Raw genomic sequence first — 21,128 nt, forward strand, 5'->3', positions numbered from 1 at the left:
TGTATTACAAATTATGCATTTGCACCGTGACAATTTTTAAATTTCTTGCCGCTTCCACATGGGCAAGGTTCGTTACGACCAACGGTTGCTTCTTTACGAATTGGCTGTTGAGGAACTACTTCCCTTGTATCTTCCATCGGCATTGCACTACTGCTAGATTGCTCAAACTCTGGCTTAGACATTTGCAATTTGCTTTGTGTACGTTTAGGCGCTTGCACTTCTCTTACATCTTCAGCATCTTGCTGAACTGGAATACCACCTTTATATAAGAAACTTACTACTTCTTTATTCACCACATTTAACATGCTTTTGAATAAGTTGAAAGCTTCCATTTTATAGATAATTAATGGGTCTTTTTGCTCATAAACAGCATTTTGTACAGACTGTTTTAATTCGTCCATTTCACGTAAATGCTCTTTCCAGCTATCGTCAATTAAAGCTAAAATGATTGTTTTTTCGAAGGCTTTAGTTACCTCACGACCATTGTTATCAATTGCTTTTTGTAAGTTAACAGGAACTTGAATATGTCTAATTCCATCACTAAACGGCACTACGACTTGCTCAATTTGTTGTCCTCTCTCTGCATAAACTTGTTTTAAAACTTGCATAGACTGATTAATGATCCCTTCAGATTTACGAGCATAAAATGCTGTAACCTCCTCAAATAAAACATCCGTTAGGGTGTGAATATTTTTAGCGTTAAAGTCATTCTCTGTAATTGAAGTATCTGAAGAGAAATTTTTGATCACTTCTAATTTGAAACCTTCATAATTACTTTGCTCCTTGTATTCAGTTACAATATCTTCGGCAACATCAAATACCATATTGTTCATGTCAACATCTAAACGGTCGCCGAACAACGCATTTCTACGTTTTGCATAAATAACCGTACGTTGCGAGTTCATTACATCATCATACTCTAACAAACGTTTACGAACACCAAAATTGTTCTCTTCTACTTTTTTCTGAGCACGCTCAATAGAATTGGTAATCATTGAATGTTGAATTACTTCTCCATCTTCGATACCCATTTTAACCATGATATTAGAAATACGCTCTGAACCAAATAAACGCATCAGGTTATCTTCTAATGAAACGAAGAACTGTGAAGTTCCTGGGTCACCTTGACGACCCGCACGACCACGTAACTGTCTGTCTACACGACGAGATTCATGACGTTCGGTACCTACAATTGCTAAACCACCAGCTTCTTTAACGCCTGGGCCTAATTTGATATCTGTACCACGACCAGCCATGTTTGTTGCTATAGTTACCGTTCCTGCCTGACCAGCTTCTGCAACAATATCTGCTTCTTTTTGATGCATTTTAGCATTTAACACATTGTGTTTAATACCACGAAGTTTAAGCATACGGCTTAACAATTCAGAAATCTCAACCGATGTTGTACCTACCAAAACTGGGCGCCCAGCTTCTGTTAGTTTTACGATTTCCTCTGCAACTGCATTATATTTTTCGCGAATGGTACGATAAACATAATCTTGCTCATCTTTACGAGCCATTACACGATTGGTAGGAATTTCTACCACATCTAATTTATAAATTGACCAGAACTCGCCAGCCTCTGTAGTTGCCGTACCCGTCATGCCACAAAGTTTGTGGTACATACGGAAGAAGTTTTGCAAAGTGACAGTTGCATAAGTTTGCGAAGCATCTTCTACTTTCACATTCTCTTTAGCCTCAATTGCTTGATGCAAACCATCAGAGTAACGACGACCATCCATGATACGGCCAGTCTGCTCATCTACGATTTTAATTTTACCTTCATCGATGATATATTCTACATCAATTTCAAATAAAGTGTAAGCTTTTAACAATTGATTTACCGAGTGAATACGTTCTGCTTTAACAGAATAATCACGCATCAGGGCATCTTTTTGAGCAATTTTCTCTTCGCTGCTTAAATCAGATTTTTCAATCTCAGCAATTGCTGTACCTACATCTGGCAAGATAAAGAAGTTTGCATCTTCGCCCTGTTGGGTAATTAACTCAATACCTTTTTCTGTTAACTCAACTTGGTTGTTTTTTTCATCAATATAGAAGAATAACTCAGAATCTACCTTAGGCATATTCTTAGATTGGTCTGCCATGTAATGATTTTCTGTTTTCAATAAAGTCTGCCTTACGCTTCCCTCGCTTAAAAACTTAATTAAGGCTTTACTTTTTGGTAAACCACGGTGCGCACGTAATAATGCTAAGCCACCTTCACCTTCTTCGGTTCCAGTTTTACCATCATTTATTAATTTTTTCGCTTCATTTAATGCTGATGAAACAAAGGTTTTTTGGGCATTAACCAAACGCTCAATACGAGGTTTTAATTCGTGAAATTCATGTTGGTCTCCAAAAGGAACCGGACCAGAAATAATCAATGGTGTACGAGCATCATCAATTAATACTGAATCGACCTCATCTACCATCGCAAAGTGCAATTTGCGTTGCACCAGTTGATCTGGTGTTTGAGACATGTTATCACGCAAATAATCGAAACCAAATTCGTTATTTGTACCGTAGGTAATATCGGCTAAATAAGCATCTCTACGTTGTTGCGAATTAGGTTCGTGTTTGTCGATACAGTCGACCTTTAAACCATGGAACTCAAACAAAGGTCCGTTCCACTCACTATCACGGCGAGCTAGGTAATCATTTACGGTTACAATGTGAACCCCTTGACCGGCTAAAGCATTTAAATAAGCAGGTAATGTACTTACCAAGGTTTTGCCCTCTCCAGTTGCCATCTCGGCAATTTTACCACTATTTAAAACCATACCACCTATTAACTGCACATCGTAGTGAACCATATTCCAAAGAACTTCTGTTCCAGATGCATCCCATTTGTTAGCCCAAAGCGCTTTATCGCCAACAATTTTCACATTGCTTTTGCGAGCTGCATAATCTCTATCAAATTGTGTTGCGGTAACTTCTAAATTCTCATTTTCGCTTAAACGACGAGAAGTTTCTTTAATGGTAGCAAAGGCTGATGGCATAATTTGCAACAACACTTTTTCTAACTCAACATCACGTTCTTTACCTAATGCGTCAACCTCATCATACATCGCTGTTTTCTCTTGCAATGATAATTCTTGATTTTCTGCCGCAATTTTAATATCAGCTATTTTAGTGTCAATATCAGATAATGCATCAGCAATTGTTGCTTTAAATTCAGTTGTTTTTTGACGTAAATCATCATTACTTAATGATGAAAGCTTTGCGTACTCTTCATTTATTTGTTGTACTAAAGGCTGTAATGCTTTAATATCTCTTTCTGATTTGCTTCCAAATATCTTGGCTAAAAATCCTAACATGTTTTATTTATTGTTAATTGTTAAATTGTTTTATTGTTGTAAGGTTAATGATAGCCCTATAAGTTAAGAGACCATTAGCTCCTTCATATTTCATCAGTCGTAAATCGTAATTCAAAAATCGTAAATCAGAATTACAACAACCAAGCCATTGCTTAATACTAAGCCAACTTGGCAGTTAAGGAATAAAATCCCTTTCCCTCATCAGATTGATGGGGATTTATATAATAAATGGGGAATTATTAAGGGCTATTGTTTTTTGGCTTTTTCCTAATCGTTAAATCTGCAACGATGTGGTTATATGCGATGTGTTTTGCAACTTTAATTTCTGGCATGATGCCAATTAAAGTCAATTCACTATAGGATAGAAAAAATGGATTTCTTTGTTCTTTATGCTGATTAGCATCTACACTTACTACGTGCGAATCAATTTCTGTTTTATTGCAATAACGCTCTGTTAATAGTTTTAACCTACCAACATCTTCTGCTTTTGCGAGATGGGTAAGGCTAAAAAAAACTAGCGATATGGCTACAACGTGTTTCATTCTTGCGGCAAATCTAATTTTAATCTTTTACATACAGAAATTTGAACCTATTAAATATTTCTTTAGACCTGTTTATTAATTATTAACCAATATCAGCTAATGATACTGATAAACCAGACCGCCAAATATTTTAATCAAACAATATAACTAACTTTAAACCAACCGAAAAACTCCAAATAATGAAAACCATTAAATCTCGATTTTTGCTTTTTTCATTATGCATATTGTTTTTATGTAGCTCAAAATGCAAAGACAAATTTACGCTAAACCTAATTAAAGAAGAACTACCCGCAATTACTCAAACGGGTGCTAACACATTTGGCTTTCTATTAAATGGAGATGTTTGGCTACCAAAGGCCGCATTACTTCAGCAAAAATTAGACCTTTCTTATGATCCCAATTACAAAGGAGGCACATTGAATATTATCGCTAAAAGATATTTATCTTCTACAGATATGATGGAATTAAGTATAGGATTAATAGGAGTTGATAAACCAGGCAAGTATGACTTTTCAAATAATGGTGTTATTTATAGGGATCAAAAATCATCTTGTTACTATTTTGACAACAGAATTGTATCTGGCTCAATAACCATTACCAAAATAGATTTGACAAAATTCATCTCTGGTACATTTGAATTTAAGTTAGAAAAACAGAGCTGCTCTATCATAAATGCTACTCAAGGTCGTTTCGACTTAAAAATCGAGTAAACATCTAAGATATTCACTGAATAAAATCTACATATCATCAATGAAAAACTTCATTAAGATTTATCGACACATTAGCCTTTTTTACCGATACCTTTTAAATAGCCACTAGAAAATCTTCCAATTTTACATCTTCTACTTAAAGTTCATTTCAAAATTATGTCTAAATTGTATGATGTTTAAAAGCCAGCGATTTTTTAAATCCTTACAATTATTAATCGTGGCATCGCTTTTAATACTGCCCTTATTAATTAGCGAAGAAGGTTTAAATAGCATAATAAGTACTAAAGCCGTTTTTAAGTATTCAATATTCTGCTTTATTTTTTTATCCATTCATTTTCTACATCGTTATTTATTATTCCCAAAGCTTTACGCAAGGCGAAAAACAATATTATACTTTACTAGCCTATTATTTATTCTGGCTGCATTAATTTTTACAAGGCCATTTGACCGCTTAATGTTTGAATTGAGGCCAAAGCCTAATCAGGTAGACGCCCCAAGAAGAGAACCCCCACACTCAACCGAAAATAGACCACCGATGGGAAATGAGAGAAGAAGTGGGCCAAAAATTGATGTTTTAAGCGTTTTTCTTTTTTTAATCATCATCACTATTGAGGTAATTATTGAAACAAACAAGCAATTAAGCTTAACCACACAAAGAGCGATAAGTGCCGAAGCGCAAAAAACAGAAGCTGAACTTTCCTTTTTAAAAGCGCAGGTAAATCCTCATTTCTTGTTTAATACGTTAAATAACATTTACACGCTTGCCATTATTAAAGATGAAAATACAGCGCCTTCTATTATGAAGCTGTCGAACATTATGCGTTACATTACAGATGAGGCGGGCAATGAATTTGTAAGCCTAAGAAACGAGGTTGATTGCATAGAAGATTTCATCGCACTGCATAAATTAAGGTTAGGAAAAAAAACGACACTTAATTATGAAGTAAAAGGATTTTTAGATGCAGAAAAGAAGATAGCCCCTTTAATATTAATGGCTTTTGTAGAAAATGTTTTTAAATATGGCATTAGTAACCACAGCAGTAATAAATTAATTATCAAATTAGCCATTGAGGATAACATTTTAAATCTACTCTGTCAAAATTCAATTTATCCTGATAAGAAAGACACTGAGAGAAGCGGTATAGGTTTAACAAATACCAAAAAGCGGTTAGATTATATTTATCCCAACAAACATATATTAGAAATTAATGATGATGATAAATTGTTTACAGTTAAACTAACCATCCATTTATGATGAGTAAAACATTACGTTGTGTTGTGGTAGACGATGAGCCTTTAGCCATAGAATTGATTAAAAGTTATATCGATGTTTCTCCCCAATTAACTTATCTAAATGATTTTGAAGATGCAATTGCTGCAGCTGAATATTTAAACCTAAACAAAGTTGATTTACTATTTCTAGATATTAATATGCCAGATATTTCTGGAATAGATTTATATCGGTCTTTAGTAGATAAACCAATGGTGATATTTACAACGGCTTATAAAAATTATGCTTATGATGGTTTTGAACTAAACGCAATAGATTATCTCTTGAAACCTATTGAATATATCCGTTTTAAAAAAGCTGTAAATAAAGCTTTTGAATATTTTCAGCATCAAAACAAAATAGAGGTAAATACTGATGAGAGTATTTTTGTTCACTCTGAATACAAACTCGTTAAAATAAACCTGAAGAACATTTTATACTTAGAGAGTTTGGAAGACTATGTTAAAATACACATGGTGGATGATACAATGATTTTAACCCTAATGCCTCTAAAGAAAATGATAGAAAAATTGCCAATTGATAAATTCAAGCGCATTCATAGAAGTTTTGTAGTGTCGGTTGCAAATGTTAAATCGGTATTAAATAGAAAGGCTAAATTAGCTACTGGCCAAGAACTACCAATAAGTGACACTTATGTAGATTTCATTAATGACTGGAAGAATCAGTAATAAACTCATTTAAAACATTTTAACAAAAATTAACATCCCAATTAATTTATCGACACAAACAAGCTGCCTACCGACACATTCTTGTTACAAAAAGATAAACACTCCATCTTTGGATTTGAATTAACTATTTAAATCTGTCAAAATGGAAAGAAAAAACTTTTTAAGAAGCTTGGTAATTGGAGCAATTTCCACCCCTGTAATTTTAGAGGCTTGCAAGAAATCGAGTACAACAAGTTCAATTGGAACAACTACTACTCCAACAGGAGGTTCTTCTACTGCATCTTGTTCTGTTGCACCAACAGAAACGGAAGGCCCATTTCCAACACATACGCCATCTTCTTACGTTCGTAGCGACATAACAGATGGCAAAACCGGTTATAAATTAACTGCAAAAATTGTAATTGGCAACAGCAATAACAATTGTAATCCATTAGCTAACGCGATTGTAGATATTTGGCATTGTGATGCAGAAGGAAATTACTCTGAATATGGTGGAAGTGGGATGCAAGCCACCAACTATCAATCCGTTCACTTTTTAAGAGGCAGACAAACTACTGATACAAATGGATTGGTAACTTTTACTTCTATCTTTCCGGGATGGTATAGTGGAAGAGCAACTCATATTCACGTTCACGTTTATAATGCCGCTGGCACATCTTTAAAAGTTACTCAAATTGCATTTCCAGAAGGTACTAGTTCTGCTGTTGCCGCTGTAAATGGCTATTCAAAAGGGATGAGTGGTTATACTTATAACAAATCTGATAACGTTTTTAGTGATGATAGCTCAGGAATTGAAATTGCAACAGTTACAGGTTCTACAACTGCAGGGTTTGTGTTGAATATGCAGATTAGTGTTCCAGCTTAATAAAATATTTGTTTGGTTAGTTAAAGGTGTTGGTTCTCATTCCAGCATCTTTTTTAATTAATTACAATATGGAAAAACGCATCATCACTCTGTGCTACAGGAAAATAATTGATATAAACTGTACAAAAGCTTGGGATAAGTTAGTATTTGAAGATTCTTACCAAGAGTTTAAACTGCAAGCTCAATTTTATAATCAAGATAAAAAATATAACACCTTTTCTGAGCTCATCTACAATGTAAAAGGCTCAGAAAAGCTTCATTTTTTGGTAAGTGGAGCAATTATAGATTATTTAAGACAGTTAAATGATGTTATTCCCGAAATTGCAAATAACATTGGTAAGCCATTTTTAACTTTTAAGCAATTCAAGTTTGAAATTATAAACTCTGATTTAAGGAATATCGACAAACACGTTATTGCTATCAATTTTTATTCGGAACCATTAATTTGGCATGACACCATTGCATCTTATTTATTGACTTCTCCATTAACAGCAACTGAGGGTGATATGTTGACAGATATGTTTGCCATTCAGCCTTTCTTAACTATACATTCTATAAAATGATGATGAAATCTGTATCAAAAGGTAAGATATTTCTCGCTGACCAAAGAGGTTTAAAAGAAACCAATAAAATAAAAAGGTATAGCACATTCAATTTTGAAGGTTTTAAAACTCCTGATAAAACATCAGTTGGTAAACTTTACATGTTAAATGATGAGATGTTGGCTGGTTATCAAAAAACTTGTTTTGAAGTAGATAGGGATAGTTACATTATCATTTTACCAATTACAGGCGCAGTTAATTATTTAGACGATAGTGAAAATGAAACTGATGTAGATGTTGAAGAAGCTGTTATTGTATATGTAGAACAAGGTGCAAATATTACCTTAAGTAATCCATTTGAGAGTAATATCGTAAATTATTTATGCATTGGTATTGATGCGCAAGAGCCGATGGAAAACAACCCACAGTTTTCTAGTTTCGATTTATCCATTAAAAATAAGTTACATAAAATTAATGTTATTGAAGTTCCTTTTATTTTAAATATTGGAAGATTTGATGGCAGAAAAGAAGTTAATTACAATTTAAATAAATCAGCCAAGCTGTTTGCCTTTGTAATTACAGGTGCATTTGAAGTTGATGGAAGGTTACTCCATGAAAAAGATGGTTTAGCGCTATGGAATACTGAAGAAATTGAATTGGAAGCGTTAAGCAATAATGCTGTTATTTTAGTTATTGAGCTTAATTAGTATCAAGTAGTAAGTATCGAGTATCAAGATTTCACTCAACTTCAATAAAAAATCTGCGGCCAACTCAATCCTATCTCAAAATTCAAAAACTGATATTAATGTGAAAATCATCCTAAACGGTATGAGCATATTATTATCTTTGCTTCCATGAATATTCTATTGTTAGGTTCTGGCGGAAGAGAATGTGCTTTTGCTTGGAAAATGAGCCAATCTGCTCACTGCTCAAAATTATTTATCGCTCCTGGTAATGCAGGTACAGGTGCTTATGGCAAAAATGTAAACATCAATCCAAATGATTTTGAAGCTGTAAAAGCATTTGCTTTAAAAGAAGGTATTGAACTTTTAGTGGTTGGACCAGAAGAGCCTTTAGTAAATGGCATTCATGATTTTTTTGCAAATGATGAAGCTTTAGCAAACATTCCAGTTATCGGACCTAAAAAAGAAGGTGCAATTTTAGAAGGCAGCAAAGATTTTTCTAAACAGTTTATGGAGCGCCATGGCATTCCTACGGCAGCTTCCAAATCTTTCACTAATGAAAACTTAGCAGAAGGATTAGCTTATTTACAAAATCACGCTACACCAATCGTGTTAAAAGCTGATGGCTTGGCTGCTGGTAAAGGTGTTTTAATTTTAGATAATGTTGCAGAAGCGCAAGAAGAATTAAAACTAATGTTAGGTGGTAAGTTCGGCAATGCCGGAAGCACTGTAGTTATTGAAGAATTTTTAGCTGGAATTGAACTTTCAGTTTTTGTACTAAGCGACGGGAAAAACTATGTGATTTTGCCAGAGGCGAAAGATTATAAAAGAATCGGCCAAGGCGATACGGGTTTAAATACTGGCGGAATGGGTTCAGTTTCTCCAGTTCCTTTTGCTAACGAAGATTTCATGGCCGAAGTTAAAAGAGACATCATTCAACCAACAATTGATGGTTTATTAAAAGATAACATTGATTACACCGGTTTCATTTTCTTCGGCTTAATTAAAGTTGGAGATAAACCTTATGTAATAGAGTACAACTGCCGAATGGGCGACCCAGAAACCGAGAGTGTAATCCCTAGAATAGAAAGCGATTTAGTGGAGTTATTTATCGCCTGTGCGGATAAAAAATTAGACACTTATCAGTTGTCAATTAGTCCTAAAAATGCAGCAACTGTAATGATTGTTGCTGGTGGTTATCCTGGAGATTATGAAAAAGGAAAAGCAATATCTGGCATTGAGAACTTACGTAATTCATTAGCTTTCCATGCTGGAACAACGTTAGAAGGTGGACAAGTTAAAACCAATGGCGGGAGGGTAATTGCAATTACCAGTTTACAAGACGACCAGTTTACCGCATTGCAATGTGCAACAGGAGATGCAGGTCGCATCTATTTTGACGGCAAATATTTTAGAGAAGATATCGGTTTTGATTTGATGTAAGCGCGTATCCTCCTCATATCGACGAAAGGAGATATCAATATGTTTTATTTCCTAGATTTCTCCCAAAGGTCGAAATGACGGTTTTTATATAACAGAAAAGGCTTCGAGATACTCGAAGCCTTTTCTGTTTATTTTAAGATGAACTATTTAGATTTAACCCCTAAAAGTTCTTCTAATTTTTTGTGTAATGCTTCACCTCTTAAACTCTTTCCTACAATTTTGCCTGTAGGGTCAATTAAAAAGTTTGCTGGGATACCTTGAATACCATATAGGTATCTAGCGTCATTTTCCCATCCTTTTAATTCAGAAACATGCGTCCAAGTTAATTTGTCTTTTTCGATTGCTTCTAACCACTTTTCTTTGGTGGTTCCTGTAGTACCTCCATCAAAAGATACACCAAAAACGGTAAAGTTTTTATCTTTGAATTTATTAAAAGCTGCAACTACATTTGGATTTTCCTCTCTACAAGGACCGCACCAAGCTGCCCAAAAATCAACCAGCACATATTTGCCTTTAAAATCTGACAGCTTCACCACTTTTCCTTCAGGGTCATGCTGCGCAAAATCTGGCGCTATTACACCTATTTGAGTCTTTTTAGCACCTTCAATTGTACTGGCAATATTCTTTCCTAAAGCAGATGCTCTATATTCAGCAGCATATTTTAAAAATTGTGGCTCTACAATTTTTGGATCAATATCATATCCCATTGAAGACCTAAAAGCAACTAAACCCATGTAAGAGTTCAAGTTTTCTTCAGCAAATTTCTTAGTTAAAGGTTCTCTATCCTTATTGGCAGCAGTGTACTTAGCCATGAAAGGTTTCATAAAAGTTGTATCTTTTTTCTGCTCTGTTGTATAAGCATTGTATTCCTTCATGTAAATGGCAACCTGATCGTTCATTGGTTTAAACAATGTGATATATTTTGCATTGTCATCATTCACTTTAGAGCCAGTAATTTTTGCATATTTGATAGAATCAGCTGCTTCAACTTTTATAGTTGCTTTTTCAAGAAATACGGTAATTACATCTGATGGGACACGTTTTTTAGGGTCAACGGGTGTTGCGTCATGTTTAACTCTAATAGATGCGGAAGTTACACCATCAACAGAACCTTTGAATTCAAATGTTCCATTTTTTAATGTTGCAGAATCTGTAATGCTATTTGTGCCTACTTTATAAACTAAAAATGCTTTTGCAGGTTCATTTAAAGTACCAACCTTACCTTGAATGGTAAAAGCTTGCTGCGCCATTAAACCTAGTGGTAAAAGGCAAAAAGCAGATAAAATTAATTTTTTCATTATGTATTTATTAGGGTTTAGGGGCTTAGATTATAAGCAAATATAAAAAATCTGCACTTTAAAAAGATGATTCAATTGTAAAATTATCCTAACTTCTGATACGTTCGCCACCATAAATCAGGCATTTCGCCATTAACAGCAGTGTTGTAATCATCGTATCTACAAGGCACTAAGTGATATCTTTCATTTTTTGAGATGCCAGAAGGATAAGGAACTTGCATCCACCAACGGTCTGAACGTTTGCTTTTCACAAAATTCATTTCGCCTGAACCGTCTTTTAAACTTGCTCTGTAAATGATATATTGAGATTTTGGAGTCAATGGAAAATCTTGTTTACGGTTATAAAATCCATCAATAAAATACCAAACCATTTGCGCTAATAACATCGCAGTTTGCCCATTTCTATCGTATGCGGGATTAAATTCATAAAAACCGATAGAGGTTAATTTATCATTCATTCCTGCATAACGAGTAATTCTACAAGCATCCTCGCCATAAAAACCATTCGGACCAGCATTAATATTAGCACCAGCATCTCCAGAACGAATAGCGCCCAAATCGAAACTAATCATATTTGCATTGCGAAGAATTGGCTCTGTTAAGGTAATGTCTGGTAAAAATTCTCCTAAGCGATGAACATCAAAATAAAGCTTATCCATTACCCTCAAACTATCTTGATTTACAAAATAAGTTTGATAGCCAATATTACTATAGTTAAACAAAAAGTTAGGTTGATGAAGGAAAATCTTGCTTAAATACGAATTTGAAGTTGTTGCAACTCCTTCATCTTTATCTTCATCTAAATCGAACTTAGAATCTACAACTACTAAATCAACTTTTTGCTCTAAACTTTCATACGCCATGTATTGTGCATAAGTTAAATCTTGTCCACCGCCAATAATTACAGGCAAAATATTCAATTTTATCAGCTCTGCCACAACAGTTTTAACCGCGAAATAAGTATCTGAAACTTCTTTACCAGCAATGATATTTCCTAAATCGATTATTTTACTGATAAAAGCACCCTCGTTTAAGGCATAAAATTGTTCCCTAAAATGGTCGGCACCTAATGCACAACCATTATTATTTATCGCACCTCTATCATCTTTTACCCCAAAAATGGCAATATCAAACGCTTTATCTTCCAATTCTGGGAAACGTTCGGTATAAAAATTTGCCTTTAACCCTAGCTGACTAGTTAAAAACCCCTGCTTGGGACTAAACTTTTCTGGGTTAATTGGCGAAAAAAAATCTGATAAAGACATAAAAGCGGTATAAATGTTTGGCATCAAATATCTATTTTTGGGCGCATATATTAATGAGCTATCTAAAAAAAATACAATGATACTGGTAACCGGCGCTACAGGATTTTTAGGTGCAGAATTAATTCATCAATTAACAGCTCAAAATTTTAAGGTAAGAGCGTTAAAAAGAGAGACTTCTAAAATTCCAATTTTATTAAAAGATAACCCGCTTATTGAATGGTATGTTGCCGATATTAACGAGCCAGAAAGCTTAGCAGATGCTTTTGAAAATGTAAATCAGGTTTATCACTGTGCAGCTTTTATTTCCTTCGACCCAAAAGACAAAGCAAAATTGCTAAAAGTAAACATCGAAGGAACTTCAAACATTGTAAATCTTTGTGCTGATTTTAACGCTCGATTAGTTCACGTAAGTTCAATCGCTGCGTTAGGTAATGCCAAAAAAGGAGCACAAATTACCGAGAAAGATTTTTGGGAATATGATTCAAAAGTTCATGCTTATGCCATTTCAAAATATGAAGGCGAAATGGAGGTTTGGCGTGGCATAGCCGAAGGTTTAGATGCAGTTATTGTAAATCCGGCAGTAATTATTGGTAAAAATGCAGGATTCGAGGGAAGTGGTGCAATTTTTAAATTGGTTAAAGAAGGTTTAAAGTTTTATACGGATGGCGCCACAGGCATCGTTGATGTAGAAGATGTTGCCAAAAGTATGATTGCCTTAATGACTAGTGAAATTACTGCAGAGCGATATACTTTATCTGCTGACAACCTGAATTATAAAGATTTTTTTGCCGAAATTGCCGATGGTTTTGGAATTAAAAAACCAAGTACAGAAGCTAAACCTTGGATGCTGGACATTGCTTGGAGAGCTGCAAAATTGGCTTCTATTTTTACTAGAAAAGCCCCAGCTTTAACCAGAGATGCCGCTCGTAGCAGTTTTAATTTGAGTTATTACAGCAATGAAAAAATTCGAACTGCCATAAATATTAACTTTAAACCACTAAAACAAAGCATCCGCGAAGTTTGCGAGGCTTTGAAATAACGCTAATCAACCCGACAGGATTAAAATTCATCATTGAATGCAGAGGGATGATGAATTTTAATCCTCAAAGGCTCCAGCTGACAATTAAAAACAAAAAACAACCAGGTGAAACCACAGAACTATTATATTATCGATTTTGACAGCACCTTTACGCAAGTAGAAGCTTTAGATGAACTGGCTCGTATCTCTTTAAACAAACATCCTGATAAGGAAGCAATCTTTAAAAAAATTGAAGATTATACCAACTTAGCAATGGAAGGAAAGCTTTCATTTTCTGAAAGCCTGGCAAAACGTGTTCAATTATTAGAGGCAAACGAAGACCATTTAAAGCAACTAATTACTCGTTTAAAAAAGAAAGTTTCCGCTTCCTTTTCTCGTAATGCGGCATTCTTTAAAAAACACGCTGATGAAGTTTTAATAGTTTCTGGCGGATTTAAAGAATTCATTACACCCGTTGTAAGTCAGTATCATATTAAAAAAGAGAATATTTACGCCAACACTTTTGTAACCACAGGTGATGGAAAAATTATAGATTACGACCACTCGAACCCTTTAAGTGAAGAAGGTGGCAAAGTAAAACTAATGCGCCAAATGGCTTTAGAAGGAGATTTGTATGGCATTGGAGATGGTTATTCTGATTATCAACTTCGTGAAAGTGGATTGATAAAAAAATTCTTCGCCTTTACAGAGAATATTGCTAGAGAAAGTATTGTTTCAAAAGCCGACCACATTACACCAAGTTTTGATGAGTTTTTGTACGTAAATAATTTGCCAAGGGCGATATCTTATCCGAAGAACAGGATTCTTTGCTTAGTTGTTGGAGACATTCCAAAAGAAAGTATCGACCTTTTGAAGAAAGATGGTTTTTCTATTAGACATAAAACCTCTTTCGAAGAAAAATATGTTGCCGATGTGGGAATGATTTTATTAGCGGATGGCGAGAAAATTGAGCAAGAAAAGCTAGAACGTGCAGTTAAGCTAAAAACCATTGGTTATTTAGGAAGTGCCAAAAACAAGCTTTCTTTTCAAACTTGTACTGATATGGGTATTGTGGTTTTCGACGACCCAAAAAGCAATCCGAGGAGTGCATCTTTTATTCCGAAACGAGTTATTGATTTTATGAATAAGGGAACAACTTATATGAGCAGCAATTTCCCTAATTTACAATTGCCGGCTATTGATAAATCGCACCGCTTAATTCACATCCACAAAAATGTACCTGGAATTATGGCGCAGATTAACACTATTTTTGCTAAGCACAACATCAACATTGTTGGACAATTTTTAATGACAAACCCTACATTGGGTTACGCCATAACTGATATTAATGCCGAGTATGATAAACAATTGTTTAAATCGTTAAAGAAGATTGAGAATACGATTAAGTTTAGAGTGCTGTATTAATTAACCATATGAAATTGAACATGGATTTTAAAACTTGGAAATGGGCTTCTTTCATTAGCGTAATTATAGCCAGACCAAGTTAATTGATTAGTAATAACTTATCGTTGCATTATGTGCGACCTGTATTTTCATTATTACTAATTTTAATTAAGCCATGGATTTTACACCACAAATAAAAGACAAACTAGATAAGCTTCAAGAAAAGTATGAAGCAATGGGTCAAGATATGGCATCTTACCTAGATGGTTTGTTGTACGCAGATTTTTTAACCTATTGGGATTATATCCATTTAGATACTTTACTGAGCCTACAAAGCCCAAAAACTCCTTTTCCTGATGAAGAGATTTTTATCATGTATCATCAGATTACGGAATTATATTTTAAACTTTCTTTACATGAATGCAGGCAAATTGCAGAACACACTGAATTAACTGTGCAATTTTTTACAGAACGCGTAAAACGGATTAATGCCTATTTTAATGCATTAACTACTTCTTTTGAAGTAATGGTTAATGGAATGGAGAAAGAACAGTTTTTAAAGTTCAGGATGTCTTTATTGCCGGCAAGCGGATTTCAATCTGGCCAATACAGAATGATAGAAATTAGCGCTACAGACTTTACACAACTGGTTGATAAAAGTCAAAGAGAAACCCTAGCAAACAATACTATCGAAGAAAAATTTGAACATATTTATTGGAAGTTTGGTGCTACAGAATTATCTAGTGGCAAACAGACATTAACCTTAAAGCAATTCATTAAAAAATACGCGGCGCAGTTTCTTGCCCTAGCCAAAGAACGCGAGCAAACCAACTTCTCCGCTTTATATCATCAATTAAAGAAAAAAGGAGAAGACGTGAGCCAACTGGCTGAAGAATTGAGAAAATTAGACCTTTATGTAAACGTAGAATGGCCATTGTCTCATTACAAATCCGCTGTGCGTTATTTAGAAAAAGACCCAACAGATATTGCCGCAACTGGCGGAACAAATTGGCAGAAATACTTGCCTCCGCGTTTCCAAAAGCGAATTTTTTATCCCTTTTTATGGACGGAAGAACAGATGGAAGAATGGGGTAAAGGTTGGGTGCTTAGTGTATTACAAACACTTCGAAACGAAAAATAAATTGGGTTTAAATACGTTTTTTCGTACTTTTACATCAAATAAATACTTAAGGCAGTGATAGATACTTTACAAATTAAGATTACAGAAAGCAGCAATCCGAGATTAGCTGAAACAGAATTTAAAGACATACCATTCGGAAAAATTTTTACAGATCATATGTTTATGGCCGATTTTGAAGATGGAGAATGGAAGAATTTGCAGATTCTACCTTACGGACCAATTCCAATGAGCCCTGCAATTTCTGCTTTACATTATGGTCAGGCAATTTTTGAAGGAATGAAAGCTTATCGTTTGCCAAATGGCGAAGTAAGTGTTTTTAGAGCGGACAAAAACTTTGAGCGTTTTAATATTTCTGCTGATAGAATTGCAATGCCAACTATTCCAGAAGAGATTTTTATGCAAGCTATTTCTGCCTTAATTAATATTGATAAAGGCTGGGTGCCAACGCAAGAAAATTACTCTTTGTATTTAAGACCTGTAATGTTTGCAACAGATTCAGCTTTAGGTGTAAAAGCAAGTGATACTTATAAATTTGTTTTATTGGCTACTCCAACTGGCCCATATTACACTAAAGCTTTAAAAGTTAAAATAGAAACAAAATATACTCGTGCAAACGAAGGTGGAGTTGGTTATGCCAAAACTGCCGGAAATTATGCTCGTTCTTTATATCCCTTTGCAGAGGCTCAAAAAGAAGGTTTTGACCAATTAATTTGGACAGATTCTGCTACGCATACCTTAATTGAAGAATCTGGTGCAGCCAACGTAATGTTTGTTTTAGATGGCAAATTAATTACTGCTGCTGTAAGCGAAACCATTTTAAATGGTGTAACTCGTGATACCATTATTGCTTTAGCAAAAGATAGAGGAATTACTGTTGAAGAAAGAAAAGTAACCATCGCAGAAATTGTGGAAGGTGCTAAAAACGGAAAATTAACTGAAGCTTTTGCAGTTGGTACCGCAGCCACCGTTACTCAAATTGGCGAGATTGGTTACCAAGGCGAACTTTACAAATTAAGTGATGCCAGCACTCGTACTATTTCTACAGGTATTGCCAAAGAATTAAACGACATTAGAAACGGTTTAACTGAAGATAGATTTGGTTGGAACTGGATAGTTTAGGTTTGTCATCCTGACGTGGACCGATCCGATAGCTATCGGATTTATATCGGTAGCTTGCCGAAGGAATTATAGATAAAATTAACCGCCTTATATGCCAAACATATAAGGCGGTTTTGCTTCTAGCGACGTCGCTGTTGTTGCTCTTTTTGTTCTATTCGAATTTGCCTACGTCTTCTGCGTTCGTCCCTGTCATCTTTCATCTTTTCGAACTTGGCAACTTGAGCCTTAATTTCGGCTTCTTTTTGTGGCGTTACGCCAACACTATATTTTACCCCTTGAAAAAGGGTTTTCCAGATGAAACTAAAAAATGATGCTGTTGGTTCCCGTTTAAAATTAATGGGTGCAGACGTATATTTTCCATCGGCAGTTGGATTATCAGAGTATAAAACCAACGCATTTGCCAGTATGGAAAGCAAGCCTTTTTTAACTAAGCGTTGTTTCCCTTCTTGCTTTTTTAATAACGCTACAGACAAATCATTAAACTTAAAGTCAACTTTTCCTTTCGCAACATCCTGATTTGCCTTAATATCGAATGCTAAACTTTTAATATCTCCTTTATTTACTTGTACCATTCCCAATGGTTTAACAATCTGGTTTAATTTTCTACCATCTAGGCCTGTAATTGCTCCTTTGTAATCAAAAGCACCAATTGGCGAGGTTAAATAAAACTTAAAGTTGATGTTTAATTTCCCTTGTCCCATTACATAACTTACCAAATCTGCCTGCATAATTGGGTTAACTGCTTTTATTTTCTCTCCATTGGTGGTATTTGTAATGACTCCTGATGTTCCTTGAAAGTTAATTTTGCCTCGCTGCAAACTCTTCTTGTCAAACTCGGCATAACTCACATCAATATTACTGAGGTTAATTTTTTTGATGGTCAATTGTGCGTTTAATTGTTGTAATAGTTGATGCGGAAACCTTCCTGTTTTATCTTTAACCAACTTAGGGAACGTATTGTTATTAAACACATTTACACTTCCATCTGTAATTGTCATTTGGCTGGCAATTAACTCTCTTTTGCGTATGTAGGCAGGTAAATCTAAGCCATCAAGGCTGATGTTATTGAGTTGGATGTTAAACCTATCCCTTGCATAACCAGCTACTTTGGCAAAGTCGGCTTCGCTATAACGAGGCACTAATCCAAACTCCTTAATGTTTACTTTTCCGCTAGACGCGGTAAAATCTAATTGATTAACATTGATGTGATACATACTATCGGGTGTTGCGTAAGCATAGTTTACCACATTTACATTAATGTCTTTTAGCAAATAGAGCCTTGTTTTATCTTGGGCAGAAAGCGAATCGATTAACCAATCTTTTAGCGTAATACTTATGTTTGCGACAGAATCTACATCTGCCACTGGCCCATTATTATTTACGTATTTAAATCTAGCATTTCTAAAATCCACCACTTCTACCCTTAATGATTTGAACATCTTTTTGATGTAATCGTAAGGAGAAACCCTTGGGCGTGGGGGTCTGTTGTCATTAAAATCGAAGTGTTTGTTAACCATGGTGATGTCTGGCTTATCAAACAACAATAAATCTACATCCACCTTTTTATTGAAATAGATAGTAAATGGATGGAATTTTTTAATAGCCAACTCCTTTAAACGAATATAATAAAGATTGTTTGGTGCTTTTTTCGCTGCTATTAAAAGCTTAAAAACATTGGTATCTGGAATGATTTTTACATCACTTATAGTTGCAGAACCCGTGATGAAATTGGTATGAATTTCAGAAAAATCTACACTGTACAAACCATTAGTTGATTTCTGCACCAACTCTTTTAGTTCAGCCTTAATTAAGGGTTTAAACTTTACACTGATGTACCAAGAAGCACCAACTAAACTTAAAGCAATGAATAATAATATTCCTAAAACCCACTTTATAACTTTAAATTTTCTTGGTGCCTTATCAGCCATATTTTGAACATTTGTTTATGTGTTCCAATATAGTAAAATGTAGCGGTTTTTGAACCAGCTAAGAAAATCTTAGATTTCTTAGATGGTAAAACAGTTATTAGTTCTTAGCCTTTTCTGCTTTTCGTTCTGTTCGTTTTTTTATTCGCTCTGCTTTTTTGCTGGGAACTGGTTCTTTCATGGGCTTTACCGGAACAATTCCAAGTCCAACGCTTTCTCGTATACCTATAAAAACACTCTTCCACATTAGGTTAAAAAATGATGCCTGAGGAACTCTTGTAAAAGTAATATTAGCAACTCTTAGAGGTTCGTCCTTTGTAGGATTATCGTTTTTAATTAACACTGTGTTTGCCAAAAATGATAATAAGCCTTTCTTTTCCTTTACCCCATTTTCATCTTCTTTTAGAAGGTTAACTTTTAAATCGTTGTAAGCGAATTTTACCACACCGGCACTTCCTCTTTCGTTCGCATTAATGGTAAAATCTACACTTTTAACACTTCCGGTATTAATAGAAACCAAACCCAAAGACCTAGAAAGCGGATTTAATACCTTCAAATCAAACGGACTTACGTGCCCCATATAGCTAAAAGCAGCATCTTTTGAAGTTAAATTGAAATCGATTTTAACATTCAATTTTGCTGTTCCCATTACATAGGTAGTTAAATCTGCATAAGCGTGATTTCTCTTAGTTAATCTTAAAGAATCATTGGTTATATTTAAAATTTGTCCGCTTAAATTATCCAGTTTTAAAGTTCCACGTTCCTTAGTTTTTGGGTTATACTCTGTGTAAGCAATATCCAGTTTATTTAAGGTTAAGGTATCAATCAAGGTTTCTATACCTAATCTTTTTAACGCATTGTGCGGATAATTTCTTCCCTTGTTAAAACCTGCAGGTGGCAATTCCCTATTTAAAAACACCGCAACTTTTGCTGGCCCTATGTTTAATCTCTTAGCGTGTAAATTTCCATCATTATTTAAGGAAATGAAGTCTATTCCACTAAAACTTAACTCATCAAACTTCAAATCATAACGGTCCTTTTGTGCATTGTATTTTCTACTAAAAGCCAAGTCTGGATACATCGGAATTAGTTGAACACCAACAACTCTCAACGTTTTTTTATTCAAGGAACCTCTTACCGTATCCACCTTGATGGTGTACATTTTATCCGTTGTTAAAGAACGATAATCGGCCATTGCAAAGGCAATATCTTTAGCGTGAAAAACCCTGGTTGTATCAAATTGCGCTAATGAATCTATTAAAACATCTTTCACATTAATACTCAAATGTTTAACGGCATTTAATTTTTTCGAACCGTTGTAATAATCAAAATCAGCATCAATTACTTTAATATTTAAAACTCTAATTGATTTTAATGACTTAGAAATTTGCTGGTATAATGTTCTATCATCATCAAGTGTATCAGTTCTTTTAGGCACTTTATGATAAACCATATCAATGGATGGATTATCCAATATGATATCATTCATGATAATTTCCTTACTGAAATAAGCCTTCAAAACACTTACTCGTTTCAGGTTTAAGTGCGCCAGTTTAATTCTAAATAAATGCGCTGGTGCTCTTTTTATCGATTTTAGCTGATTAAAAACTGTAGTATCTGGAGTTAATTTAATACTATCTAAAACGATGGTTCCAGTAACCAAATTTAAATGGATATCTTGAAAATCAATTTTATATAAATGATTAGAACCTTCGTAAACGCCGGCTTTAATTTTTTCTGTTAATAGCGGTTTCCACTTTGCACTAAAGTAAATGGCAACTCCTCCAATTAAAATAATAAGCGTTAGCGAAATACCTCCTACCCAAGTAAGTATTTTTTTTGTATTGCGTTTTTTAGCTGGCATAAAATGATTTAAGTAATAACCCAAATCTTA

Annotated in this window: 17 protein-coding genes; 11 read left to right on the forward strand and 6 right to left on the reverse strand. The window is 34.6% G+C overall.

Features of this window, described 5'->3' with window-relative positions; all coding sequences use genetic code 11:
* Positions 1–11 precede the first annotated feature (11 nt).
* Positions 12–3,320, reverse strand: a complete 3,309-nt coding sequence (gene secA / locus EZ428_RS00825; protein ID WP_131551216.1) for a preprotein translocase subunit SecA — start codon at positions 3,318–3,320, stop codon at positions 12–14.
* A gap of 239 nt (positions 3,321–3,559) precedes the next feature.
* Entirely contained in the window at positions 3,560–3,862 is a 303-nt protein-coding gene (locus EZ428_RS00830; RefSeq protein WP_131551217.1) for a hypothetical protein, read from the reverse strand.
* A gap of 179 nt (positions 3,863–4,041) precedes the next feature.
* On the opposite strand from EZ428_RS00830, the gene EZ428_RS00835 reads away from it, so the two are divergent.
* The 7 genes from EZ428_RS00835 (at position 4,042) to purD (ending at position 10,064) form a co-directional block, all read left to right on the forward strand.
* Positions 4,042–4,572 (forward strand): DUF6252 family protein, encoded by a 531-nt coding sequence (locus EZ428_RS00835; protein WP_131551218.1) that lies wholly within the window; start codon positions 4,042–4,044, stop codon positions 4,570–4,572.
* Positions 4,573–5,026: 454 nt separating this feature from the next.
* Entirely contained in the window at positions 5,027–5,827 is an 801-nt protein-coding gene (locus EZ428_RS00840) for a sensor histidine kinase (RefSeq protein WP_165501684.1), read from the forward strand.
* Entirely contained in the window at positions 5,824–6,531 is a 708-nt protein-coding gene (locus EZ428_RS00845) for a LytR/AlgR family response regulator transcription factor (RefSeq protein ID WP_225870967.1), read from the forward strand. Before EZ428_RS00840 ends, EZ428_RS00845 begins: the two co-directional genes overlap by 4 nt.
* 142 nt (positions 6,532–6,673) lie before the next feature.
* Positions 6,674–7,396: a dioxygenase family protein gene (locus EZ428_RS00850; protein WP_131551220.1), complete on the forward strand. Its 723-nt coding sequence runs from the start codon at positions 6,674–6,676 to the stop codon at positions 7,394–7,396.
* Positions 7,397–7,464: 68 nt separating this feature from the next.
* A complete protein-coding gene (locus EZ428_RS00855) occupies positions 7,465–7,959 on the forward strand; it encodes a hypothetical protein (protein WP_131551221.1) in 495 nt (164 codons plus the stop codon).
* Entirely contained in the window at positions 7,959–8,645 is a 687-nt protein-coding gene (locus EZ428_RS00860; RefSeq protein ID WP_165501685.1) for a pirin family protein, read from the forward strand. Before EZ428_RS00855 ends, EZ428_RS00860 begins: the two co-directional genes overlap by 1 nt.
* 147 nt (positions 8,646–8,792) lie before the next feature.
* A complete protein-coding gene (purD, locus tag EZ428_RS00865) occupies positions 8,793–10,064 on the forward strand; it encodes a phosphoribosylamine--glycine ligase (RefSeq protein WP_131551223.1) in 1,272 nt (423 codons plus the stop codon).
* Positions 10,065–10,207: 143 nt separating this feature from the next.
* On the opposite strand, the gene EZ428_RS00870 is transcribed toward purD, so the two are convergent.
* Together EZ428_RS00870 and EZ428_RS00875 are read right to left on the reverse strand one after the other, a co-directional pair.
* On the reverse strand, positions 10,208–11,362 hold the full coding sequence (locus EZ428_RS00870; protein WP_131551224.1) for a TlpA disulfide reductase family protein: 1,155 nt from the start codon (positions 11,360–11,362) through the stop codon (positions 10,208–10,210).
* A gap of 83 nt (positions 11,363–11,445) precedes the next feature.
* The gene (locus EZ428_RS00875; RefSeq protein WP_131552420.1) at positions 11,446–12,627 is read right to left on the reverse strand and encodes a formimidoylglutamase; all 1,182 of its coding nucleotides are present in this window, start codon (positions 12,625–12,627) and stop codon (positions 11,446–11,448) included.
* Between the two features lie 76 nt (positions 12,628–12,703).
* Between EZ428_RS00875 and EZ428_RS00880 the strand changes: the two genes are divergently transcribed.
* The 4 genes from EZ428_RS00880 (at position 12,704) to EZ428_RS00895 (ending at position 17,309) form a co-directional block, all read left to right on the forward strand.
* Positions 12,704–13,666 (forward strand): NAD-dependent epimerase/dehydratase family protein, encoded by a 963-nt coding sequence (locus EZ428_RS00880; RefSeq protein ID WP_131551225.1) that lies wholly within the window; start codon positions 12,704–12,706, stop codon positions 13,664–13,666.
* A 105-nt stretch (positions 13,667–13,771) separates the two neighbouring features.
* Positions 13,772–15,070 carry an HAD-IB family phosphatase gene (locus tag EZ428_RS00885; RefSeq protein WP_131551226.1) on the forward strand — a complete coding sequence of 433 codons (1,299 nt, stop codon included), beginning with the start codon at positions 13,772–13,774 and terminating at the stop codon, positions 15,068–15,070.
* 154 nt (positions 15,071–15,224) lie between these two features.
* The gene (locus tag EZ428_RS00890) at positions 15,225–16,190 is read left to right on the forward strand and encodes a tryptophan 2,3-dioxygenase family protein (RefSeq protein ID WP_131551227.1); all 966 of its coding nucleotides are present in this window, start codon (positions 15,225–15,227) and stop codon (positions 16,188–16,190) included.
* Between the two features lie 54 nt (positions 16,191–16,244).
* Positions 16,245–17,309 carry a branched-chain amino acid aminotransferase gene (locus tag EZ428_RS00895; protein ID WP_131551228.1) on the forward strand — a complete coding sequence of 355 codons (1,065 nt, stop codon included), beginning with the start codon at positions 16,245–16,247 and terminating at the stop codon, positions 17,307–17,309.
* A 119-nt stretch (positions 17,310–17,428) separates the two neighbouring features.
* Here EZ428_RS00895 and EZ428_RS00900 read toward each other — a convergent pair whose 3' ends face one another.
* Both EZ428_RS00900 and EZ428_RS00905 read right to left on the reverse strand, forming a co-directional pair.
* Positions 17,429–19,237 carry a hypothetical protein gene (locus EZ428_RS00900; protein WP_131551229.1) on the reverse strand — a complete coding sequence of 603 codons (1,809 nt, stop codon included), beginning with the start codon at positions 19,235–19,237 and terminating at the stop codon, positions 17,429–17,431.
* Positions 19,238–19,334: 97 nt separating this feature from the next.
* Complete coding sequence (locus EZ428_RS00905; RefSeq protein WP_131551230.1) at positions 19,335–21,098, reverse strand: AsmA family protein; 1,764 nt, start codon at positions 21,096–21,098, stop codon at positions 19,335–19,337.
* Positions 21,099–21,128: the final 30 nt, after the last annotated feature.

Origin of the sequence: Pedobacter frigiditerrae, assembly GCF_004331645.1 — a bacterium.
GTDB classification, from domain to species: domain Bacteria; phylum Bacteroidota; class Bacteroidia; order Sphingobacteriales; family Sphingobacteriaceae; genus Pedobacter; species Pedobacter frigiditerrae.

Coding starts and splice junctions, on each gene's coding strand:
- secA (WP_131551216.1), bottom strand. CDS start 3,320: ATGTTAGGATTTTTAGCCAAGATATTTGGAAGCAAATCAGAAAGAGAT.
- EZ428_RS00880 (WP_131551225.1), top strand. CDS start 12,704: ATGATACTGGTAACCGGCGCTACAGGATTTTTAGGTGCAGAATTAATT.
- EZ428_RS00850 (WP_131551220.1), top strand. CDS start 6,674: ATGGAAAGAAAAAACTTTTTAAGAAGCTTGGTAATTGGAGCAATTTCC.
- EZ428_RS00835 (WP_131551218.1), top strand. CDS start 4,042: ATGAAAACCATTAAATCTCGATTTTTGCTTTTTTCATTATGCATATTG.
- EZ428_RS00830 (WP_131551217.1), bottom strand. CDS start 3,862: ATGAAACACGTTGTAGCCATATCGCTAGTTTTTTTTAGCCTTACCCAT.
- EZ428_RS00845 (WP_225870967.1), top strand. CDS start 5,824: ATGATGAGTAAAACATTACGTTGTGTTGTGGTAGACGATGAGCCTTTA.
- purD (WP_131551223.1), top strand. CDS start 8,793: ATGAATATTCTATTGTTAGGTTCTGGCGGAAGAGAATGTGCTTTTGCT.
- EZ428_RS00890 (WP_131551227.1), top strand. CDS start 15,225: ATGGATTTTACACCACAAATAAAAGACAAACTAGATAAGCTTCAAGAA.
- EZ428_RS00875 (WP_131552420.1), bottom strand. CDS start 12,627: ATGTCTTTATCAGATTTTTTTTCGCCAATTAACCCAGAAAAGTTTAGT.
- EZ428_RS00840 (WP_165501684.1), top strand. CDS start 5,027: ATGTTTGAATTGAGGCCAAAGCCTAATCAGGTAGACGCCCCAAGAAGA.
- EZ428_RS00900 (WP_131551229.1), bottom strand. CDS start 19,237: ATGGCTGATAAGGCACCAAGAAAATTTAAAGTTATAAAGTGGGTTTTA.
- EZ428_RS00860 (WP_165501685.1), top strand. CDS start 7,959: ATGATGAAATCTGTATCAAAAGGTAAGATATTTCTCGCTGACCAAAGA.
- EZ428_RS00855 (WP_131551221.1), top strand. CDS start 7,465: ATGGAAAAACGCATCATCACTCTGTGCTACAGGAAAATAATTGATATA.
- EZ428_RS00870 (WP_131551224.1), bottom strand. CDS start 11,362: ATGAAAAAATTAATTTTATCTGCTTTTTGCCTTTTACCACTAGGTTTA.
- EZ428_RS00905 (WP_131551230.1), bottom strand. CDS start 21,098: ATGCCAGCTAAAAAACGCAATACAAAAAAAATACTTACTTGGGTAGGA.